Source organism: Bilifractor sp. HCP3S3_D3, assembly GCF_052063915.1.
GTDB lineage: Bacteria > Bacillota > Clostridia > Lachnospirales > Lachnospiraceae > Bilifractor.
In genome coordinates, this window is record NZ_JBQHWP010000001.1 from 92,037 (window position 1) to 108,639 (window position 16,603).

The following is a 16,603-nucleotide window of genomic DNA, read 5'->3' on the forward strand; positions in this document are numbered from 1 at the left end:
CAATTCCGCAGCTTATACCGTATGTGGCGCAATTTATCGTATGGCAGTTTACTTTGAAAGGGAGTCCGGAATGATCAAGAAATTACAGCACCAGTTCATCCTTTATTCTACCCTTGCCATCATCATCCTGATGGTTCTTCTGCTCATCCCCGTCAACCTGTTCAATTATCTGAACAGATCGTCCGATATACACGATGAGCTGCAATATATCGCGGACAACGGCGGCGAGCTTCCATCCATCACGCTCAATGAATACAAAGATTATCTGAAAAAGAACGACCCGGATTACCACGATTACGACGCCTCCCCGGATGTCTCATCGGAAAGCGGTACGGTATCCGGCTCTTCGTCTTCGACATCAGGCGAAACCGGTATCACCATCAACATCAACTCCATTCTGTACAGGCTTCGCGAATATTTCCGTGCTCTGAAAATCGGTCCGGACAGCACAAAGACAGAATATCTGGAGCTGACCCCCGAGAGCAGCTATCAGATCCGGTATTTTTCCGCAATTTTTGATGCAGAGGGTCACATTCTCACCATGAAAAACGACCATATTTCCTCTCTCACAGAGGAAGAAACCCGCAGCTTTGCCGAATCCTGCTATGCATCCGGTCAGAACAGCGGAATGATCCATTACAACCAGATGATCTATTCCTATTACGGACAGCCCGCTGAAGACGGAACCTATATTCTCGTTTTCATGGATTCCACAAACGATTATCGTTCTTTTCAGATGTTCTCCCGGTACTCGATCATCTTCGCCATATTCTGCACGATTGTTTTTCTGATTATCATCACCTTCATCTCGCGGAAAGTCGTACAGCCCATCGCCCGCAACATCGAAAGCCAGAAACAGTTCATCACCAATGCCGGACACGAGCTGAAGACGCCGCTCACTGTGATCTCCGCCAATGCCGAGGTCCTGGAGATGATCAACGGAAAAAATGAGTGGACCACCAGCATCCGCAACCAGGTTTCCCGCCTGACCGGTCTTGTGAACAACCTGATCACCCTTACCAGGATGCAGGAAACCAGTTTCAAGCATCCGGAAGACATGAATCTGTCAGCAGTCTCAAGACAATCCGCAGAAAACTTCCGGCCGGTCATCGAACAGCAGGGCAAGCGTCTCGAAACCGTGATCGACGACGAGCTTCACTTTACCGGAGATCAGAGTGCACTCTCAGAGCTGTTCAATATCCTACTGGACAACGCCGCGAAATATTGTGACGAAGGCGGCACCGTCTTCCTCACCCTGCATCCGAGAAATCACGGCAAGGGCATCCATCTCACCGTAACCAATACCTACGCAGATGGCGAAGGTACAGATTACACCCGCTTTTTCGACCGTTTTTACCGCGAGGACACCTCACACAACAGCAAAAAATCCGGCTACGGCATCGGCCTTTCCATGGCAAAGCAGATCGTAGAAAACCACCACGGCAAGATCTTCATCAGCTACAAGAAACCGGATATCTCCTTCCACGTAACTCTTTGAGACTTTTCCCGGCTGAAGAAGGCAGCAGATTCCTGACAACTGCCCGCCTGTTCACACAACGAGATAAAACACGCTGCGCGAGTTTTATCTCGCTATCGCGACGCTCGCCGCACACGAATACTTCGCATTCGGCTGCGGCTCACTGTTCGCGTAAAAAAATCTCCCGAAGTCTGGCCTGATCTTAAAAAGGCCCTCTTCGGGAGATTGCTTTATACATTGAAACGGAAAATAATCACATCGCCGTCCTTTACGACGTAATCCTTGCCCTCCATGCGGACCAGGCCCTTCTCACGTGCCGCCGCGTACGAACCGCAGTCCAGAAGCTCCTTGTAATTAATGACCTCCGCCTTGATGAAGCCGCGCTCAAAGTCGGTGTGAATTTTTCCGGCCGCCTGCGGTGCCTTTGTGCCGATTCGTATGGTCCACGCACGGGTCTCGTCCTCACCTCCGGTCAGGAAGCTCATCAGACCGAGCGTGCGGTAGGAGGCCTGAATCAGCTTGTCCATTCCGGATGATTTCACGCCGAGGTCCTCAAGGAACATCTCCTTATCCTCTTCGCTCATCTCGGACATCTCCGCCTCGATCTCCGCACTCACCACGAAGACCTCGCTGTTCTTCGCCTTCGCGTACTCCCGCACCGCCTGAACATGGGGATTGGAAGCGCCGTCGTCCGCAAGATCGTCCTCCGCGACATTTGCCGCATAGATCACCGGCTTCGCGGTCAGGAGATTCAGCTCATTAAAGGCGGTCAGAACACTCTCCTCGTCCCGGTAAGGCTCCAGATCAAACGAAATCGCATCCTTGCCATCCTCCAGGTGCGCCTTCAGGGCCAGAAGCATCTCAAGCTCCGTCTTGACGGATTTGTCGCCGATGCGGGCCGCCTTGGTCGTCTTCGCGATTCTTCTCTCCAGTACCTCGAGATCCGCGAAGATCAGCTCCAGATCAATGGTCTCGATATCACGGGTCGGATCAACACTTCCATCTACATGGATGACATTCGGATCCTCAAAGCATCTGACGACATGAACGATCGCGTCGCACTCACGGATATTCGCGAGGAACTGATTGCCCAGGCCTTCTCCCTTCGATGCGCCCTTTACCAGTCCGGCGATATCCACGAACTCGACAACTGCCGGTGTCACCTTCTTGGAATGAAAGAAGTCGCCAAGCAGCTTCAGTCTCTCATCCGGAACAGGCACAACGCCGACATTTGGATCAATGGTGCAGAACGGATAATTCGCCATTTCTGCCCCTGCCTGGGTCAGCGCATTAAACAGAGTGCTTTTACCAACATTCGGAAGTCCGACGATACCTAGTTTCATTTTCTTCTATATCTCCTTAAAAATCCTTATATTTACGGGCTTTTGGCTCCTTGCTAAATTTATCGGGTGCCACAACAAGCGCCACGAGACAGATCGTCCTTGGCCTTAGATTGCGAATTCCGGCAGATAAAAAAGAGTAATCCCCGTCTGATAGATCGTCGGGATTCTGCAGCCTTCCTCCGCTATATCAATAAAGACCTTCTGACAACGAGATAAAACACGCTGCGCGAGTTTTATCTCGCTATCGCGACGCTCGCCGCACACGAATACTTCGCATTCGGCTGCGGCTCACTGTTCGCGTAAATGAACAGGCTTCTCCTCCGTCGGAGAAGCCCTCATAGAAATTTTAGCGATAATATTGTACACTAATCGCGGATCATTTGCAATGTTGCTTCATTTTCAGGACTTGGAAATGCTGCCATATATCTCTCCACTCCTCAGTGTTCAAAATGCCTGCTTACATCTTCCAGAAAATCGATGATGTGAAGATGCTGAGGGCAGATGCTTTCGCACTGTCCGCATTTGATACAGTCAGACGCCTTTCCGTGTCTCGCCGCAACCTCCTGATAATTGGTAAAGTTTACAGTCCATCCCTTTTCCGCAAGGTTTTCGCGCATATCCTCATTGTATAAAGAAAAATATTCCGGGATAGCTATATGCTTCGGGCATCCGTCCGTACAATAATGGCAGCCAGTACACGGAACTGTAATCTGACTGTTAATAATGTCTCCAGCCTTGAAGCAGAGTGCCTTCTCTTCTTCCGTCAGAGGCTCAAAATCCTGCATAAAGGAGGTATTGTCCTCTACCTGTTCAATATTTGACATACCGGAGAGCACGACCATGACATTCGGGAGACTTGCGGCAAAACGAATCGCATAGCTGGGAACGGACAGAGATGGATCGTGATCTTTGAACAGCTGCTCCGCTTCGGCCGGAATCTTTGCAAGCGTTCCTCCTTTCACAGGCTCCATCACAATCACCGGCTTGCCAAATTTTTCACACACCTCATAGCACCGCCTCGAGTTAATCCATTCGGACTCCCAGTCCAGATAATTGATCTGAAGCTGAACAAATTCCATTTCCGGATGTTTCGTCAGCAACTCTTCCAGCAACTCCGGCGTATCATGGAAGGAGAAACCAATGTGTCTGACAAGGCCGACTTCCTTCTTCTGAACCAGCCAGTTCCACACATCAAATGTGTCGATATGCTTTAGCATGCCGTGACCAACGCCGTGAATCAGATAATAGTCAAAATACTCAACGCCACATTTTTCCAGCTGCTTAAAGAAAATCTCATCTCTTTCTTCCATCGTGTTGTAAAAAGCCGCGTGCAATTTCGTTGCAAGAGTATAATTTTCTCTCGGATAACGATCCGAAAGGCATGTCTTTACAGCACATTCACTGGCAAAATCGTTGTACATCCATGCGGTATCAAAATAGGTGAAACCCCTCTGCATAAAGATATCCACCATCTTTTTCACCTGTTCGATATCGATATCCGCAGGATTCTGCGGATCCATATGCGGAAGCCGCATCAGGCCAAAGCCGAGTTTCTTTTCTGGTTTAAAATTCATATTCTGTCACCTCTCATTCAAATCATTGCAATCTTTCATCAAAAGCCATTCAACCGCGTCCTAAAATCATATCCCGATTAATCCGAACCCATGTAACTACGTTGTTTTGATCTCTGCATCTTCCCAAAAGACTTCCACGGCATCCCCGTTTTCTACTTGTATCATATCATATTTGCACTTGCGGGATCATCAGAAATCTGTCTCCCATGAAGTAGTAAACTTATTTTGGATGCAGATGGGTTAACTTTTAGACGTTGATTCTGTATAGTTAAAACATCAGACTTCAGATCCATAAACACAAGTTATCCTTGCATGGACAGGAGGCTTACCATGAAATACACCAAAGAACAACGTGTTTGGACATCGGCCGCCGGATATATGACGGCGAGATCTCCAAATATGATGCAACTGAACAGTACGATATCAGCTGGCAGACAACACGGGATTATATGCGGCTGTATCATAACGAGAACCATTTGCCGCCAAAACGCGGACACTCCGCCAGTGACGGCACTCCTATTCGAAAAAATCTTCCTGAACAAAATAACCTTGAGGCATACGAAGATAAGATACATGAACCGGAGATTAACCCTGCACTGGTCCTCCAGTTCCCGTAAGGAAATGTAGCCATTCGTCATAAATCCGAACAGTACTGTTTTCAGCATGCTGACCGGGTTATATCTGAGTCTTCCAGTATAGTGCTTCTGGATGTTTTTCAGATATTTCTCCAGATCGATTCCTCCCATGAATCGGTCAAATGTCAGTACCGGATCACAGATGTCCAGATAATCCTGAATAAGCATTGGCAAAACTGCCTGTTTTGAGGTAGAATTAAGTGTGTTAGATTTGTTCATTGCAAGTATAATTCTAACACAAAAGAAGGATCTTGGGTTTTGATAACCCTTGATCCTTCTTTTATAATTTTATTTAATTCTCCTTTTTATTTACTGACAGAGTCGGTTTATTTTTTGTTTATTCTGCCCGCAAGGGAATAGAACGCGTCTGACAGTTCACTGCCCGCATTTATAGGGGCGTGTACTGAGCTGCCGTCCGAAAGAACAAATGATGTGTTGTATGTGGTCTCATCAAGGGCGTATATGTCGCTTTCCGGCGGCTCTTCATACGACAGAACCTCGCTTATGAGACGTTGGTCTCTGACTATTCGTAGTATTTCCTCTGCCTCTTCGGCGTTGACAGGAAGCTTTTCCGCGTTTGTGTGATATCCTTTTCTATCTGTCGCGCAGTCAAAGGACAGAAACCAGTTGTCTTCCGCCTTTTCGAGACTGAATGAGTATGATGAGGAATGATCCATGCAGCTACGGCTGATATTGACCTCAGTCAGGAGCTTCGCCCCGGCAAGCCCGTAAAGGCAGCCGGTGAGCTCATCCGGCGCGGGGAGGGATGAGTTTATCCCGCTCCCGTCGGCAAGGCTGAATTCCGTGATATACACATTCCGGTCGGTAATACTGTCGATATCTTCCGGCGGCTCGGCATATCCGCTCGCCTTGGAAATCAGGTCATATCTCGCAATGATTCTGATCACATCGTCTGTCTCCTCGTCTGAAAGCCGGACATTTTCCGCCTTTACAGGCAAGCTGTCCTCTCCGAACGAGCATTCAAATGAAAAGTACCATTGGTCGCCGTCTTTTTTCAGAGTGAAGGAATGCGAACGCCACGGTTCGGTATCCTTCAGACGGATAAATACCGAGGTAAGCTTATTCTTTATCGCTATCAGCTCGGCTTTTTCAGCGGCTTCATAGTGTCTGTCAGCGAGGTCGCGCAGGCAGTCAATAGCCCTGTCGCAAAGCTTGGTCTCTTTTTCAATGCTGTTTCCGTCGGTGAAAGTCATTCTGGAGCTGCGCATCGGCTCGTCGGCTATGTGGAAGAAGCGTATCGGATTGCGGTATTTCCGCAGCCGCCTGATCTCGTCTTCCTCGCGGATGATCTCAAGGAATTTCTCCGCTTCCTCGGTTGGTATCGGGAAGGAACTGAAGGATGTGTAATAGTCCTCCCGGCTCTCGACCCAGCAGCTTGCGGAGAAGAGCCAGTTTTCATCCTGCTTTCGCAGCACGAAGGCATACACCGGATTGCTTGCCATGCCATAGTAGGAGGTATGGAACGAGATGATATCATCGACCGTGTATTTCCCGCTTCCTCCACAGCCGAACAGCGCGGATACAGTAAGGACAACAGACATTATTATCACCACCCTCAACGATCTTCGGCATTTCATAGCGTCAGTACAGCGGTTTGCCGCACTCCGGACAGAACTTCGGCGGTTTTGCCTGATTCTCCGGGGTGTAACCGCAGGAGGCGCAGCGCACTGTCTTCGGAGCCGGTCTCGCGCATCCGCAGTTCTCACGGAATTTTTCGACTGACCCTCAGACCCGCAGGAGGGGCATACCCACGTCTCATTGACAGAAGTCTGAGCCGCGGCAGCCTCAACAGGCGCAGACTTCAGAGCTCTGCAGTTGTCGCAGAATTTAGCGCCGGTAGTCTTTGAGCCGCAGGATGGGCAGACCCACTCCCCGCCGCTTGGCTGAGAGGCGGGCGCGGAGTCGGGACGTTCGTCCTCAGCGCGGATCTGGTTCATCATTCCGGCACCGTCAAAGACACGGTGACGATTGTCGCGGCGCATCAGTATATCAGCGAGTTCATGCGTTTTCTGCTCGTATTTGCGGTAGAGGTCGGTGACGCGGCTGTCAGGACGGTTCCCGTCGCTCAGTTCAAGCTCGATCTCGTCAAACCATGGGGAATCAACGTGGATTGTGACGTTGAACTCGTAGTCGCACTCGTAGCGGCGCGGATTGTAGCTCTTCTCGTTGCCCTCGGAGTCCTTATAGAAGATCTCTTCCTTGTTCTCTCTGATGTCTGTCTCAACGTTGGTGACCTGTGAGAAGCTGATCAGATCCGGGTTGCCACCGCGCCAGTTCGAAAGTCCCGTGACGATGAAACGCTCGCTTATCGGGTCAATATAAACTTTCTTGCTTCCGTCAAAGGTGACAGTCGGCAAGAAATCATCGAGCCGATGCCTGTTCTCTTCGCGGTAGGCGAGCTGTTCCTTAATCTCAGCGACTGTCGAGTGCCGACGCTCTGAAAAAAGCGGCGAGAGCTTTTTCGCGCATTCCTTGCAGAGATTGCCGTCCTCGAGCTTGCGGTTTCCGAGAAAACCTATCTTGGCACCGCAGACATCACAGTATTTTTTGCCAAATAATCCCATTACAAGGATCCTCCTTGTCATTTGCCGATCGTCAAAACGACCCATTTGGCGTTATCTGCCTTGAGACTGTATCCGCAGAACGAGCAGCAGTGATTCTCATCAGGTATGAAATTCGCTCCGCAGGACGGGCAGTCCTTTTCGGTGAAGAGTTCCCCGTCCGTTTTTCTTTTTTCGGGGTGTCTCGCTCTTTGCAGAGTGAGCGTCCGCTTGATTTTTTTCGTGAATGGTTTTTTGCTTTCGGGGAGATATGTCTCGCTTCCGTAGGCGTCGACAGTAATCGTGGTTGTATCCTCCGTGTTGACGACTTTTTTCAGAATGATCGTCCCTACGCTGTAGTCAAGCAGCTCATCGCTGCCGGCGCCCTTGTAAGCTATGACTGCGATACGAGCATTTTTTGTTTCAGCGTCTCTCGATAGAATAGATGCAGGGAGAACTGCGAGTGTTTGGAAAAATGAAAGGGGACTCAGCCATAGCTCCGTGTCAGATCAATGGAGTCCATATCGTCCGGCAGGAAGGGGACCCCTTCGCCGCTGCGCGAACGCTGGAAATGCATCTCCTCGCCGGAGGGGGAGATGAGGATCGGGAAACTGCCGCTGAGGGAGCTGCCGACGCCGGCGGAGAGATCCAGCCGCAGACAGTCATCCTCCATGCGCCACACGCCGGAAAAGACCCGTGTCAGCTCTGTATTGTCTTCAAAGCTGTGGTAGAGCTCGGCGATCCCGGCATAGTCAGGGTCGCAGTCGCCGTAGTGCAGGCTCATCAGCCAGTCATCACAGACCCAGGTGGTGTCTGCCAGGCCCATATCCGTAGGCGGCAGCCACCAGTCGTCGCCCGCCGGCTCCCAATCCTCGGGATAGTCAAGACCTGTGACGTCGCCGAAGCGGCTGAAATCCAGCAGCAGGGGTTCGTAGTCCACGCCGGTGGGGAGTTCGATATAGCCGCCGTCCTCCAAGTTCCTTGTGGGACACCAGCTCACCTCAACGCCGCCATCCGGCACGATGACGATCTCCACGTCCGGCTCGTCCTCAAATTCCTCCCAGCGGACGAAGAGCAGCAGGGGCTCGGCGTACTCGCTGCGGTAGAGTACCTCGTCCGCCACAGGCCACATGCCGCGGCCATTGGAGCGCCAGGTGACGTGATTCACCGCCAGCGAGGTGTGTTCGTCCCGAGGCGCGACGCAATAGAGGTCGCCGTAGCTGCCGTTCAGCACACGGTCAGCGGGGATGGACTGCAGAAATGCCATTTTCTCCATCAGCCCCGGCGCGTTGGTCCACAGCCAGTCGGTGAGGTCGCCGTCCTGCTCCGCCGCGTCCCGATAGCCGAGGTACGCCACGGCGGCAGCCTTGGGACTGTCCGCCATGCATTGGTGCAGCATGTCCAGCGCCGCCCGCGCCGCTTCATCGGTCACGGTGTCACCATCCGGATCGTCTTTCCCGCTCAAATCACCCGTGCCGCCGGGGTCCTTTTCCGGCAGCTTCGTTTCCATTTTCGGATCGCTTGTGCCCCCGGGGATCTTTCCGGAGGACTGTGCCCCGCAGGCGGTCAGGCTCAGCAGCAGACACAGCGCAAGCAAAGCATTTTGCATATCAACAACAACTCTCCGCATTTGCATCACCTCCCGGATTTCTTTTTGCGTCCGGTCAAAGCTTCCGGAGCATAAAAAGGCGCAGTAACCCTATGTTCACCTATATTATACCGAACCGGTTTTTTATTTTCCCTATCCATGTGGGTAAACTTTTGCATCTTTTTCAAAAAAAAGACCTGGTTTCAAATCTGAAACCGGGTTGTACAGTCAAATGAAATTATAAAACGATGGAGTTTTCCTCTGAACCGTCCTGCTCATCGAAGAGCTTGGGAATGATGAAGCGTTTGCCTGTCACGGCAATGGCAAGCTGGGTTTTGTTTGCATAGCCTGTCTTTTGCAGAATATTGCGGATGTGATACTTCACATTATCTTTGGTATAGTGCAGCTCCTCGGCAATCTCGCTGTATTCCAGCCCCTCACAAACCATACGCAGAACCTTGATCTCCGTTTCCGTAAAATCAGTGTTGGTGGTAACGCCCAGCTTGACAATGGGCGTTTCGCCCGGCCACATATGCTTGCCCTGCATGGTGGCGTCCATCACGGTGATCAGCTCCTCGGGGCTTACTTCCTTGTTCCAGAAGCTGTCCGCTCCAACCTCTTTTGCCCGCTTGATAAAGCTCTCCTCCGGCATGGAGGTGACGATAATGATTTTGAGCTCCGGGAACTGCTCTCTCAGCTCGGCGGCGGCTTCTGTCTGCTCCGATACCACGTACATAGCCGTTGCATCCGCATGACGGACGGCGTTGATACAGGTTTCCCGCATGACCGCAAGAAGGACTTTGAGCAGCTTCGCCTCCGTCGGAAGCTCGCCGTTTATTTCCACACGGACGCCGGAAACCTCTGCATCCCGGATAAACTCCGACACATCGTCCTGGGGATAGACGTTTTCCTCACGCAATACCTGGGTGGCACGGCGAAACTGCCTGACAGCGGCGGCGTTTTCTTCGGAAGTGGTGTTTTGCCGCAAAATCTGCCGTATGGCGGCAACCTCATCCACGCTTCACAGTCTATCCGGACAACTTTTACAGGCCAGTGTTTTGCCTACGGCTTCCTTCAGACCTCACCTCACGATGACGCCCTTGCTTTCAGCTGCATCCTTCCCACTGCCGGGCGGATCAGGGACTCTCACCCATTAGAACGTGCGCCCGCCGGGCACACCGCAAAAAAGGCCGTCTATCGTAAGATAAACGACCTTTTTCATTATCTGTTTTTTTGCCTGTTTCTATACCTGTTTCTTTTCCGGCTATCCTGCGTCAGATGTCGAGTGCCGCATGATATCCCCAGTACACCGCGTTTGTAATGGTAGATACTCTGGACGCATCGCCGATTACACGGACGAAGGGAGCGGTATCCATCAGGGACTCCACAACGTCAGTCCGGGATCTCTGGCCGAGCGCGCAGATCACGGTGTCACCGGGAACCAGAACCTTCTCTCCGTCCTTTGTCTCGCATAGAATTCCCTCTTTTGTAACCTCGAGTCCCTTGTAACCGGTATGGACCGTACAATATTTATCAATCTGTGCCATCAGCAGAGGACGGTGGCGGACGTTTGCGTCCGGCGCGAGCATATCCCGCATCTCAACGATCTCGACATGCTTTCCCTCCTGTCCGAGATGAACGGCACATTCACAGCCCGCGAGTCCGCCGCCGAATACGACGACATGATCCGTGCAGCGCTCTTTTTCCAGATAATAGTTGTTGACCACAATGACGTTTGCTCCATTTTCCCCGCGCAGCCCCGGAATCGGAGGTACGAGAGGTGTGGAGCCGACCGCAATGATCAGCGCGTCCGGTGCCTCGCTGTCGACATATTCCGGTGTCACCTCGACACCGGTACGAATCTCAACACCCGCCTTCTCGCAGAGCAGCCGGTATGTTCCGGAGAGCTGATACATCTCATACTTGAAGGGAAGCGCCTGTTCGGATTTCAGAATGCCACCGACTTCTTTTTCCTTCTCGCAGAGCACCACCTGATGCCCCCGTCTTGCAGCGGTATAAGCCGCATACAGACCGCCCGGGCCGCCGCCTGCCACAAGAACCTTTTTCTTTACCGGTGCGGGCTGGATCTCATCCCCTTCCAGTTCTCTTCCGATCAGCGGGTTGACCGTACAGCGTCTGGTAGATGTGGCCGCGCGCTCCGCCATACACGTAAAGCAGCGCAGACACCGCACGATCTCATCCTCTCTGCCCTCGTTGATTTTTCTCGGAAGGAAGGGATCGGCCAGAAGGGCGCGTCCCATATACACGATATCCGCTTTTCCCGAAGCAATGATCTCCTCCATTTGCGCCGGGTCGTTCAGGCCTCCGATCGTAGCTACCGGCTTATGCACATGCTTCCGGATCTCTGCCGCCAGATACACGTTGCGTCCGTGGTCCTCGAACATTGACGGATGCGTGATGCCGAACGTCTTCTGATAGGTGCCGGCCGACACGTGTATGATATCCGCATAGGGCTCGATCGCCTGTGCAATACGGACACCTTCATCGAGGCCATATCCGCCCTCCGTGAACTCAGCGCCGCTCATTCGAAATTCAACAGGGAAGAACGGACCTACCGCCTCTCTCACCGACTGAAGAACCTCCACAGCAAACCGGGTGCGGTTTTCCAGTGACCCGCCATATTCATCTGTCCGATGATTGAACAGGGGAGACAGAAACTGATTGATCAGCCAGCCGTGCCCGCCGTGAATCATGATCATTTCAAAACCCGCACGCTTTGCCAGTCCTGCTACATGCCCGTACGCCGCCACAATATCTTCAATCATTTCTTTTGTCAGAGCCTTCACCTGCACGCCGTCTCCGCGAACGGTATCGGAGGGTCCCCACTGATGCAGATCGTGCTGCTTCTTCTTGTCTGTCATGTAGGTGCCGGCAAACATACCGGAGTGCGACAGTTCCAGACTCGGAATCCCGCCATGCCTGCGGATTGCATCCGCCGTATAGGTTGCGCAGGCCAGGGAGTTCAGAATAGACTCATCGAGATGATAGGCGTGCGATCCGTCCGTCTGTGGGTGAACCATGCACTCACTTACCGTGACCGCCGCTGCACCTCCCTTGGAACGCAGCTCATAAAAAGCCGTGGATTTTGGTCCGATGCAGCCGTCATTCGTGATATCCGTTCCACCCATAGGTGCGGAAAACATACGGTTGCGAAAGGTAGTTCTGCCGATCGTGATTGGTTTGCAGAGATTCGGGTATTTTCTGGTTCTCATAACATCCTCCTGTACACTCATTTCAGATTGATGGCGCGATATCGTTAACAAATTAACTAAATTAATCTTACATCGTCTTACCGGCTTCCGCCATCAACCAGACTCATACGAGTAGAAACTATTTTTTTCATCCCTTCATAATGATTGTATGGTTTTTGTCTGAAAAAGTATAAACTCATCCTTATCTGGGGTATAATGCAGAAAGACAGATCCCGTCATACAAGAATGAGACGCACCCAGGAAATGGGCATCATGAAAGAAGGAAACATGCTCAGGGAATGGACATCATGTAAGAAGGAGGCATACTCAGGGAATGGATACAAAAACGCTTCGTTATTTCTGTGCCTGCTATGAAACCGGAAGTTTGAACAAGGCTTCCGAACGTTTTTATATTTCCCCGCAGGGTATGGGAAAAAATCTGAACCGTCTGGAGGATGAGCTCGGCGTGGTTCTCTTTCGCCGGTCATCGGCAGGGCTCATTCCCACCAAGAGCGGAGACTACCTGTACAAGCACAGCCGGGAGCTTCTGTACCGGCTGCAGGATCTTGAAATGGAGATGAAGCGAATGGATTTCTCCCGCCGCTCTCTCCGGGTCGGTTTTGCCTGCGGCGTCATCCGCGCTCTTCAATCCGTCCCCGCGCTGCGGACTCTGAATCAGAAGCTGATCGGATCAGAGAGCGTGGAATGGACAGAGGATTTCAATCAGAACATCAAAGATCTGCTCCTGGGCGGCAAAATCGACACCGCCTATGTAGTCGATCATTTTCGCTCCCCCATGGTGCATGAGCAGAAAATCTTCGAGACGAGACTCTGTGCCGTCGTTCCACAGGGGCATCCGCTGTATGATAGAGATGTACTGTCATTCGTGGATCTGCAGGAAGAGAAGTTGATTACACTCAACGAAAAATTCAGTATTTTTCACTCCATCGTCACCAAATGTCAGGAGCTCGGCTTTGTGCCGCAGATCTCCATCCGTACAATGGAGAGCTCACTAATTTATCTGTTCGTATCCAGACAGCACGGCATCGGCATCGATGTAAACCTTCATGCCTCCGAAATCCGGCAGGAGAATATCCGGTGCATCGAGATCAAAGACTCCATCCCCTGGGCCATCTACGCCGCAACGTTAAAGACCCCGGCGTCCTCCGAGCCCACAGGCAGTTCCGCTTCCTGAGTGTTCGTATTCGCATTCATCATCACCGGTATCTGCCTCTTTCAGACATGCATCGCCAGCCAGAACAGAATCCGTATATAGGACCGGCCGTTCGCCTGCCTCAGACATGCATCGCCAGCGCCAGAACAGAATCTGTATTCATAGCCGCCCATTCGCCTGCTTCAGACATGCATCGCCAGCGCCAGAACAGAATCTGTATTCATAGCCGCCCATTCGCCTGCTTCAGACATGCATCGCCAGCCAGAACAAAACCGCATCCCGGAAATTCCTGGGGTTCATTCCGGTCTTCCCGGCAATCCGGTTCAGCCTCTGCTGAACGGTGTTGACGTGCAGGAAAAGCTTCTCCGCTGCCGCCTTCAGGGACATGTCCGAATCATAGTAAGTCTTCAGAAAGTCAACCTCCGAGGGCTTCAACCCTCCCAGCACTTTCGTTCTGTATTCCTCTCTCACCGCATCACTCATCCCTGAAAGAAGAATCTCCAGCTTCAGATCATCAAACGCGACGAGATCCTTCCCGGTCCCGCGTATTGAGCTAATGGCGATGACTGCATCCCGCCAGGAATCGCCGCACTTTTCAAAGCTCTTGTCACTGCCGACCCCCATCTGAAGGATCTGATGATGATCCGATGCGAAACGGCGGAATACTGACTGATAATTCTTGTACGACTCCGACCGTATGAGTCCGGCGAACCGGTTCGGGTAGATATAGGTGTAGACTTCTTCCCCGATCCGGTTGAAAAAAGCTCTTACCTTCTGCTCCAGAAGAGAGATGTTCACCAGATTATAACGAGTATTTATCTCAATACACAGCATGCGGTATCTGCCCTTCGGGTCTACATGAAACTCCTTCAGGCAGCTGTCAAAATAAGCGCGGTTTTCGAAATCCTCATTTTGAATACAGCGGATCAGATAGGCGCGCCGCTCATCTGTACTCCGGTACATCTCTCCGATTTCCTGCTCATGCAGGAGAAGCGCCGAGATCCTTTCCGCAAGATGCGCGTACTTCCGGGCCTCGGAGGGCTCTGCTGTAATGCCGATCACCGCGATTACAGAGTTATGATAATAGATCGGAATATTGATTCCCTTTCTTGTACCCGAATAATCCTCGTTGCTGTCCACCTCTATGGTCTCTCCACTCTCTGCAGCTTTTCTTCCAATTTCGTGGAACATACCGATACGCTCCGGATCCGTCGACGCGGTGATTTTCCCCTCCGGACTGATAAAATTAATGTTGTATCCGCACACATCATGTATGGTATCCACCATCTGCTGCGCCAGACGGTGCCGTATCAGACTCTTCATGTTCTCAGCTTTCTCCTCTTTTTCCTTTTTTCATGTCTGTAAATCACGTCTGCCAGATTGGGTCTGTCAGATAGCGTTTGCTAGATCCGGTCTGCCAGATAGCGTTTGTTAGATCCGGCTTGCCAGATAGCGTTTGTTAGATCCGGCCTGCCAGATAGCGTTTGTTAGATCCGGCCTGCCAGATCAGGTTTATAAGATCGGATCTGTTAAACCTGATACATAATCACATTTTGTCGTTAAATTTATGTTATCTATAACATAGCATACCCGGATACTTTTTTCTATAATCAGCTTATAAAACAAGTGCGGAACAGCAGCCCGGAGGTTCCGAAGGCGATCGGAGAAGTCCGGGGACAGATACACAACACAGACGAATTACCTTCGGAAATTTATGAACAGGGGAAAGGAGTATTGATATGAAAATTGTGACCGCCATAGATTCATTCAAGGGAAGCATGACTTCGATCGAAGCGGGAAATGCTTTTGCGGAGGGCTTTCATCGGGTGTATCCCGACGCGGAAATTGCCGTGCGGCCGCTTGCGGACGGCGGAGAGGGAACAGTTGAGGCTCTGACAAAGGGAATGAACGGACACCTTGAGCATGTCACGGTCACCGGACCCTTCGGAGAACCGGTTGACTGTTCCTATGGGATCATCCGTGATTCCATGACTGCGGTGATCGAAATGAGCGGAGCCGCGGGCATCACTCTGGTCCCGGCCGAAGAACTTAACCCGCTTTCGGCAACCACATACGGCGTCGGCGAGGTGATTGCGGATGCCATTCGAAAAGGCTGCCGTCGCTTTATCATCGGAATCGGAGGAAGCGCGACGAATGACGGCGGCGCCGGCATGCTTCAGGCCCTCGGATTCGGACTTATGGACAGCGATGGCAGAGAGATTTCACGCGGCGCCCGGGGACTCATGGAGCTTGCTGCGATAACGGAGGAGCATGTACTCCCCGAGCTGGCAGAATGCACCTTCCGCATCGCCTGCGATGTCACAAATCCGCTGTGCGGCAGCAACGGATGCAGTGCCGTCTTCGGCCCGCAGAAGGGAGCACGTCCGGAGGATATCCGGAATATGGATCGCTGGCTCGCCCGGTATGCCGAAATTTCCAAAGTCCTTCATCCGGACGCTGATCCGGATTTTCCAGGAACCGGAGCTGCCGGCGGTATGGGCTTTGCCTTCCGCACTTTTCTGCCCGCCGAGCTTCAGTCCGGCATCCGGATTGTTCTTGAGGAGACCCGTCTCGAATCATACCTCGCGGACGCGGATCTGATCATTACCGGCGAAGGCAGGCTCGATGCCCAGACTGCCATGGGCAAGGTGCCGGTCGGAGTCGCAAATCTTGCCAAAGCACATGGGAAACCCGTCATCGCCTTTGCCGGAAGCGTCACAGACGACGCATGCGCCTGCAACGAATGCGGCATCGATGCCTTCTTCCCGATCGTACGCGGTGTCACGACCCTGGAAGAAGCCTGTGAACCTGAGAACGCCAAAAAAAATATGGCTGCGGCGGCCGAACAGGCGGCACGCCTAATAAAACTGCAGCTAGCGAAGAGGTAATCCTCCGGATATCACCGCTAAACCCGAAGCATCAGAACCAACTCATAAGACCTGTAGGATTTGCAAGCACTCTCCCGGACGCAGAACGGGAGATGCTTAAGTATCCCGCTGCTGCATATAAAACTTTCTGACCATCCCAACGGATACCATA

10 protein-coding genes and 1 pseudogene are annotated in these 16,603 nt (G+C 51.9%); 3 read left to right on the forward strand and 8 right to left on the reverse strand.

Annotated elements, in window-relative coordinates:
* Window positions 1-70 precede the first annotated feature (70 nt).
* Window positions 71-1,498, forward strand: coding sequence for a sensor histidine kinase (locus ACTNDI_RS00395; protein WP_441098782.1), 1,428 nt, complete (start codon window positions 71-73; stop codon window positions 1,496-1,498).
* A gap of 209 nt (window positions 1,499-1,707) precedes the next feature.
* On the opposite strand, the gene ychF is transcribed toward ACTNDI_RS00395, so the two are convergent.
* From ychF to ACTNDI_RS00430, 7 genes and pseudogenes are all read right to left on the reverse strand, one after another.
* A complete protein-coding gene (ychF, locus tag ACTNDI_RS00400; protein WP_441098783.1) occupies window positions 1,708-2,820 on the reverse strand; it encodes a redox-regulated ATPase YchF in 1,113 nt (370 codons plus the stop codon).
* 437 nt (window positions 2,821-3,257) lie between these two features.
* Window positions 3,258-4,394, reverse strand: a complete 1,137-nt coding sequence (locus ACTNDI_RS00405) for an aldo/keto reductase (protein ID WP_441098784.1) — start codon at window positions 4,392-4,394, stop codon at window positions 3,258-3,260.
* Between the two features lie 563 nt (window positions 4,395-4,957).
* Window positions 4,958-5,248, reverse strand: a pseudogene (locus tag ACTNDI_RS00410) (transposase); the annotation flags it as partial.
* A gap of 107 nt (window positions 5,249-5,355) precedes the next feature.
* Window positions 5,356-7,614: a DUF4428 domain-containing protein gene (locus ACTNDI_RS00415; protein WP_441098785.1), complete on the reverse strand. Its 2,259-nt coding sequence runs from the start codon at window positions 7,612-7,614 to the stop codon at window positions 5,356-5,358.
* Window positions 7,615-8,077: 463 nt separating this feature from the next.
* Window positions 8,078-9,220 carry a hypothetical protein gene (locus tag ACTNDI_RS00420; protein ID WP_441098786.1) on the reverse strand — a complete coding sequence of 381 codons (1,143 nt, stop codon included), beginning with the start codon at window positions 9,218-9,220 and terminating at the stop codon, window positions 8,078-8,080.
* Between the two features lie 196 nt (window positions 9,221-9,416).
* Complete coding sequence (locus tag ACTNDI_RS00425) at window positions 9,417-10,196, reverse strand: LuxR C-terminal-related transcriptional regulator (protein ID WP_441098787.1); 780 nt, start codon at window positions 10,194-10,196, stop codon at window positions 9,417-9,419.
* Window positions 10,197-10,452: 256 nt separating this feature from the next.
* The gene (locus ACTNDI_RS00430; protein WP_441098788.1) at window positions 10,453-12,411 is read right to left on the reverse strand and encodes an oxidoreductase; all 1,959 of its coding nucleotides are present in this window, start codon (window positions 12,409-12,411) and stop codon (window positions 10,453-10,455) included.
* A 313-nt stretch (window positions 12,412-12,724) separates the two neighbouring features.
* On the opposite strand from ACTNDI_RS00430, the gene ACTNDI_RS00435 reads away from it, so the two are divergent.
* Window positions 12,725-13,585 carry a LysR family transcriptional regulator gene (locus ACTNDI_RS00435; RefSeq protein ID WP_441098789.1) on the forward strand — a complete coding sequence of 287 codons (861 nt, stop codon included), beginning with the start codon at window positions 12,725-12,727 and terminating at the stop codon, window positions 13,583-13,585.
* A 222-nt stretch (window positions 13,586-13,807) separates the two neighbouring features.
* On the opposite strand, the gene ACTNDI_RS00440 is transcribed toward ACTNDI_RS00435, so the two are convergent.
* Window positions 13,808-14,887 (reverse strand): CdaR family transcriptional regulator, encoded by a 1,080-nt coding sequence (locus tag ACTNDI_RS00440; RefSeq protein ID WP_441098790.1) that lies wholly within the window; start codon window positions 14,885-14,887, stop codon window positions 13,808-13,810.
* A gap of 416 nt (window positions 14,888-15,303) precedes the next feature.
* On the opposite strand from ACTNDI_RS00440, the gene ACTNDI_RS00445 reads away from it, so the two are divergent.
* The gene (locus ACTNDI_RS00445) at window positions 15,304-16,452 is read left to right on the forward strand and encodes a glycerate kinase (RefSeq protein ID WP_441098791.1); all 1,149 of its coding nucleotides are present in this window, start codon (window positions 15,304-15,306) and stop codon (window positions 16,450-16,452) included.
* Window positions 16,453-16,603 lie beyond the last annotated feature (151 nt).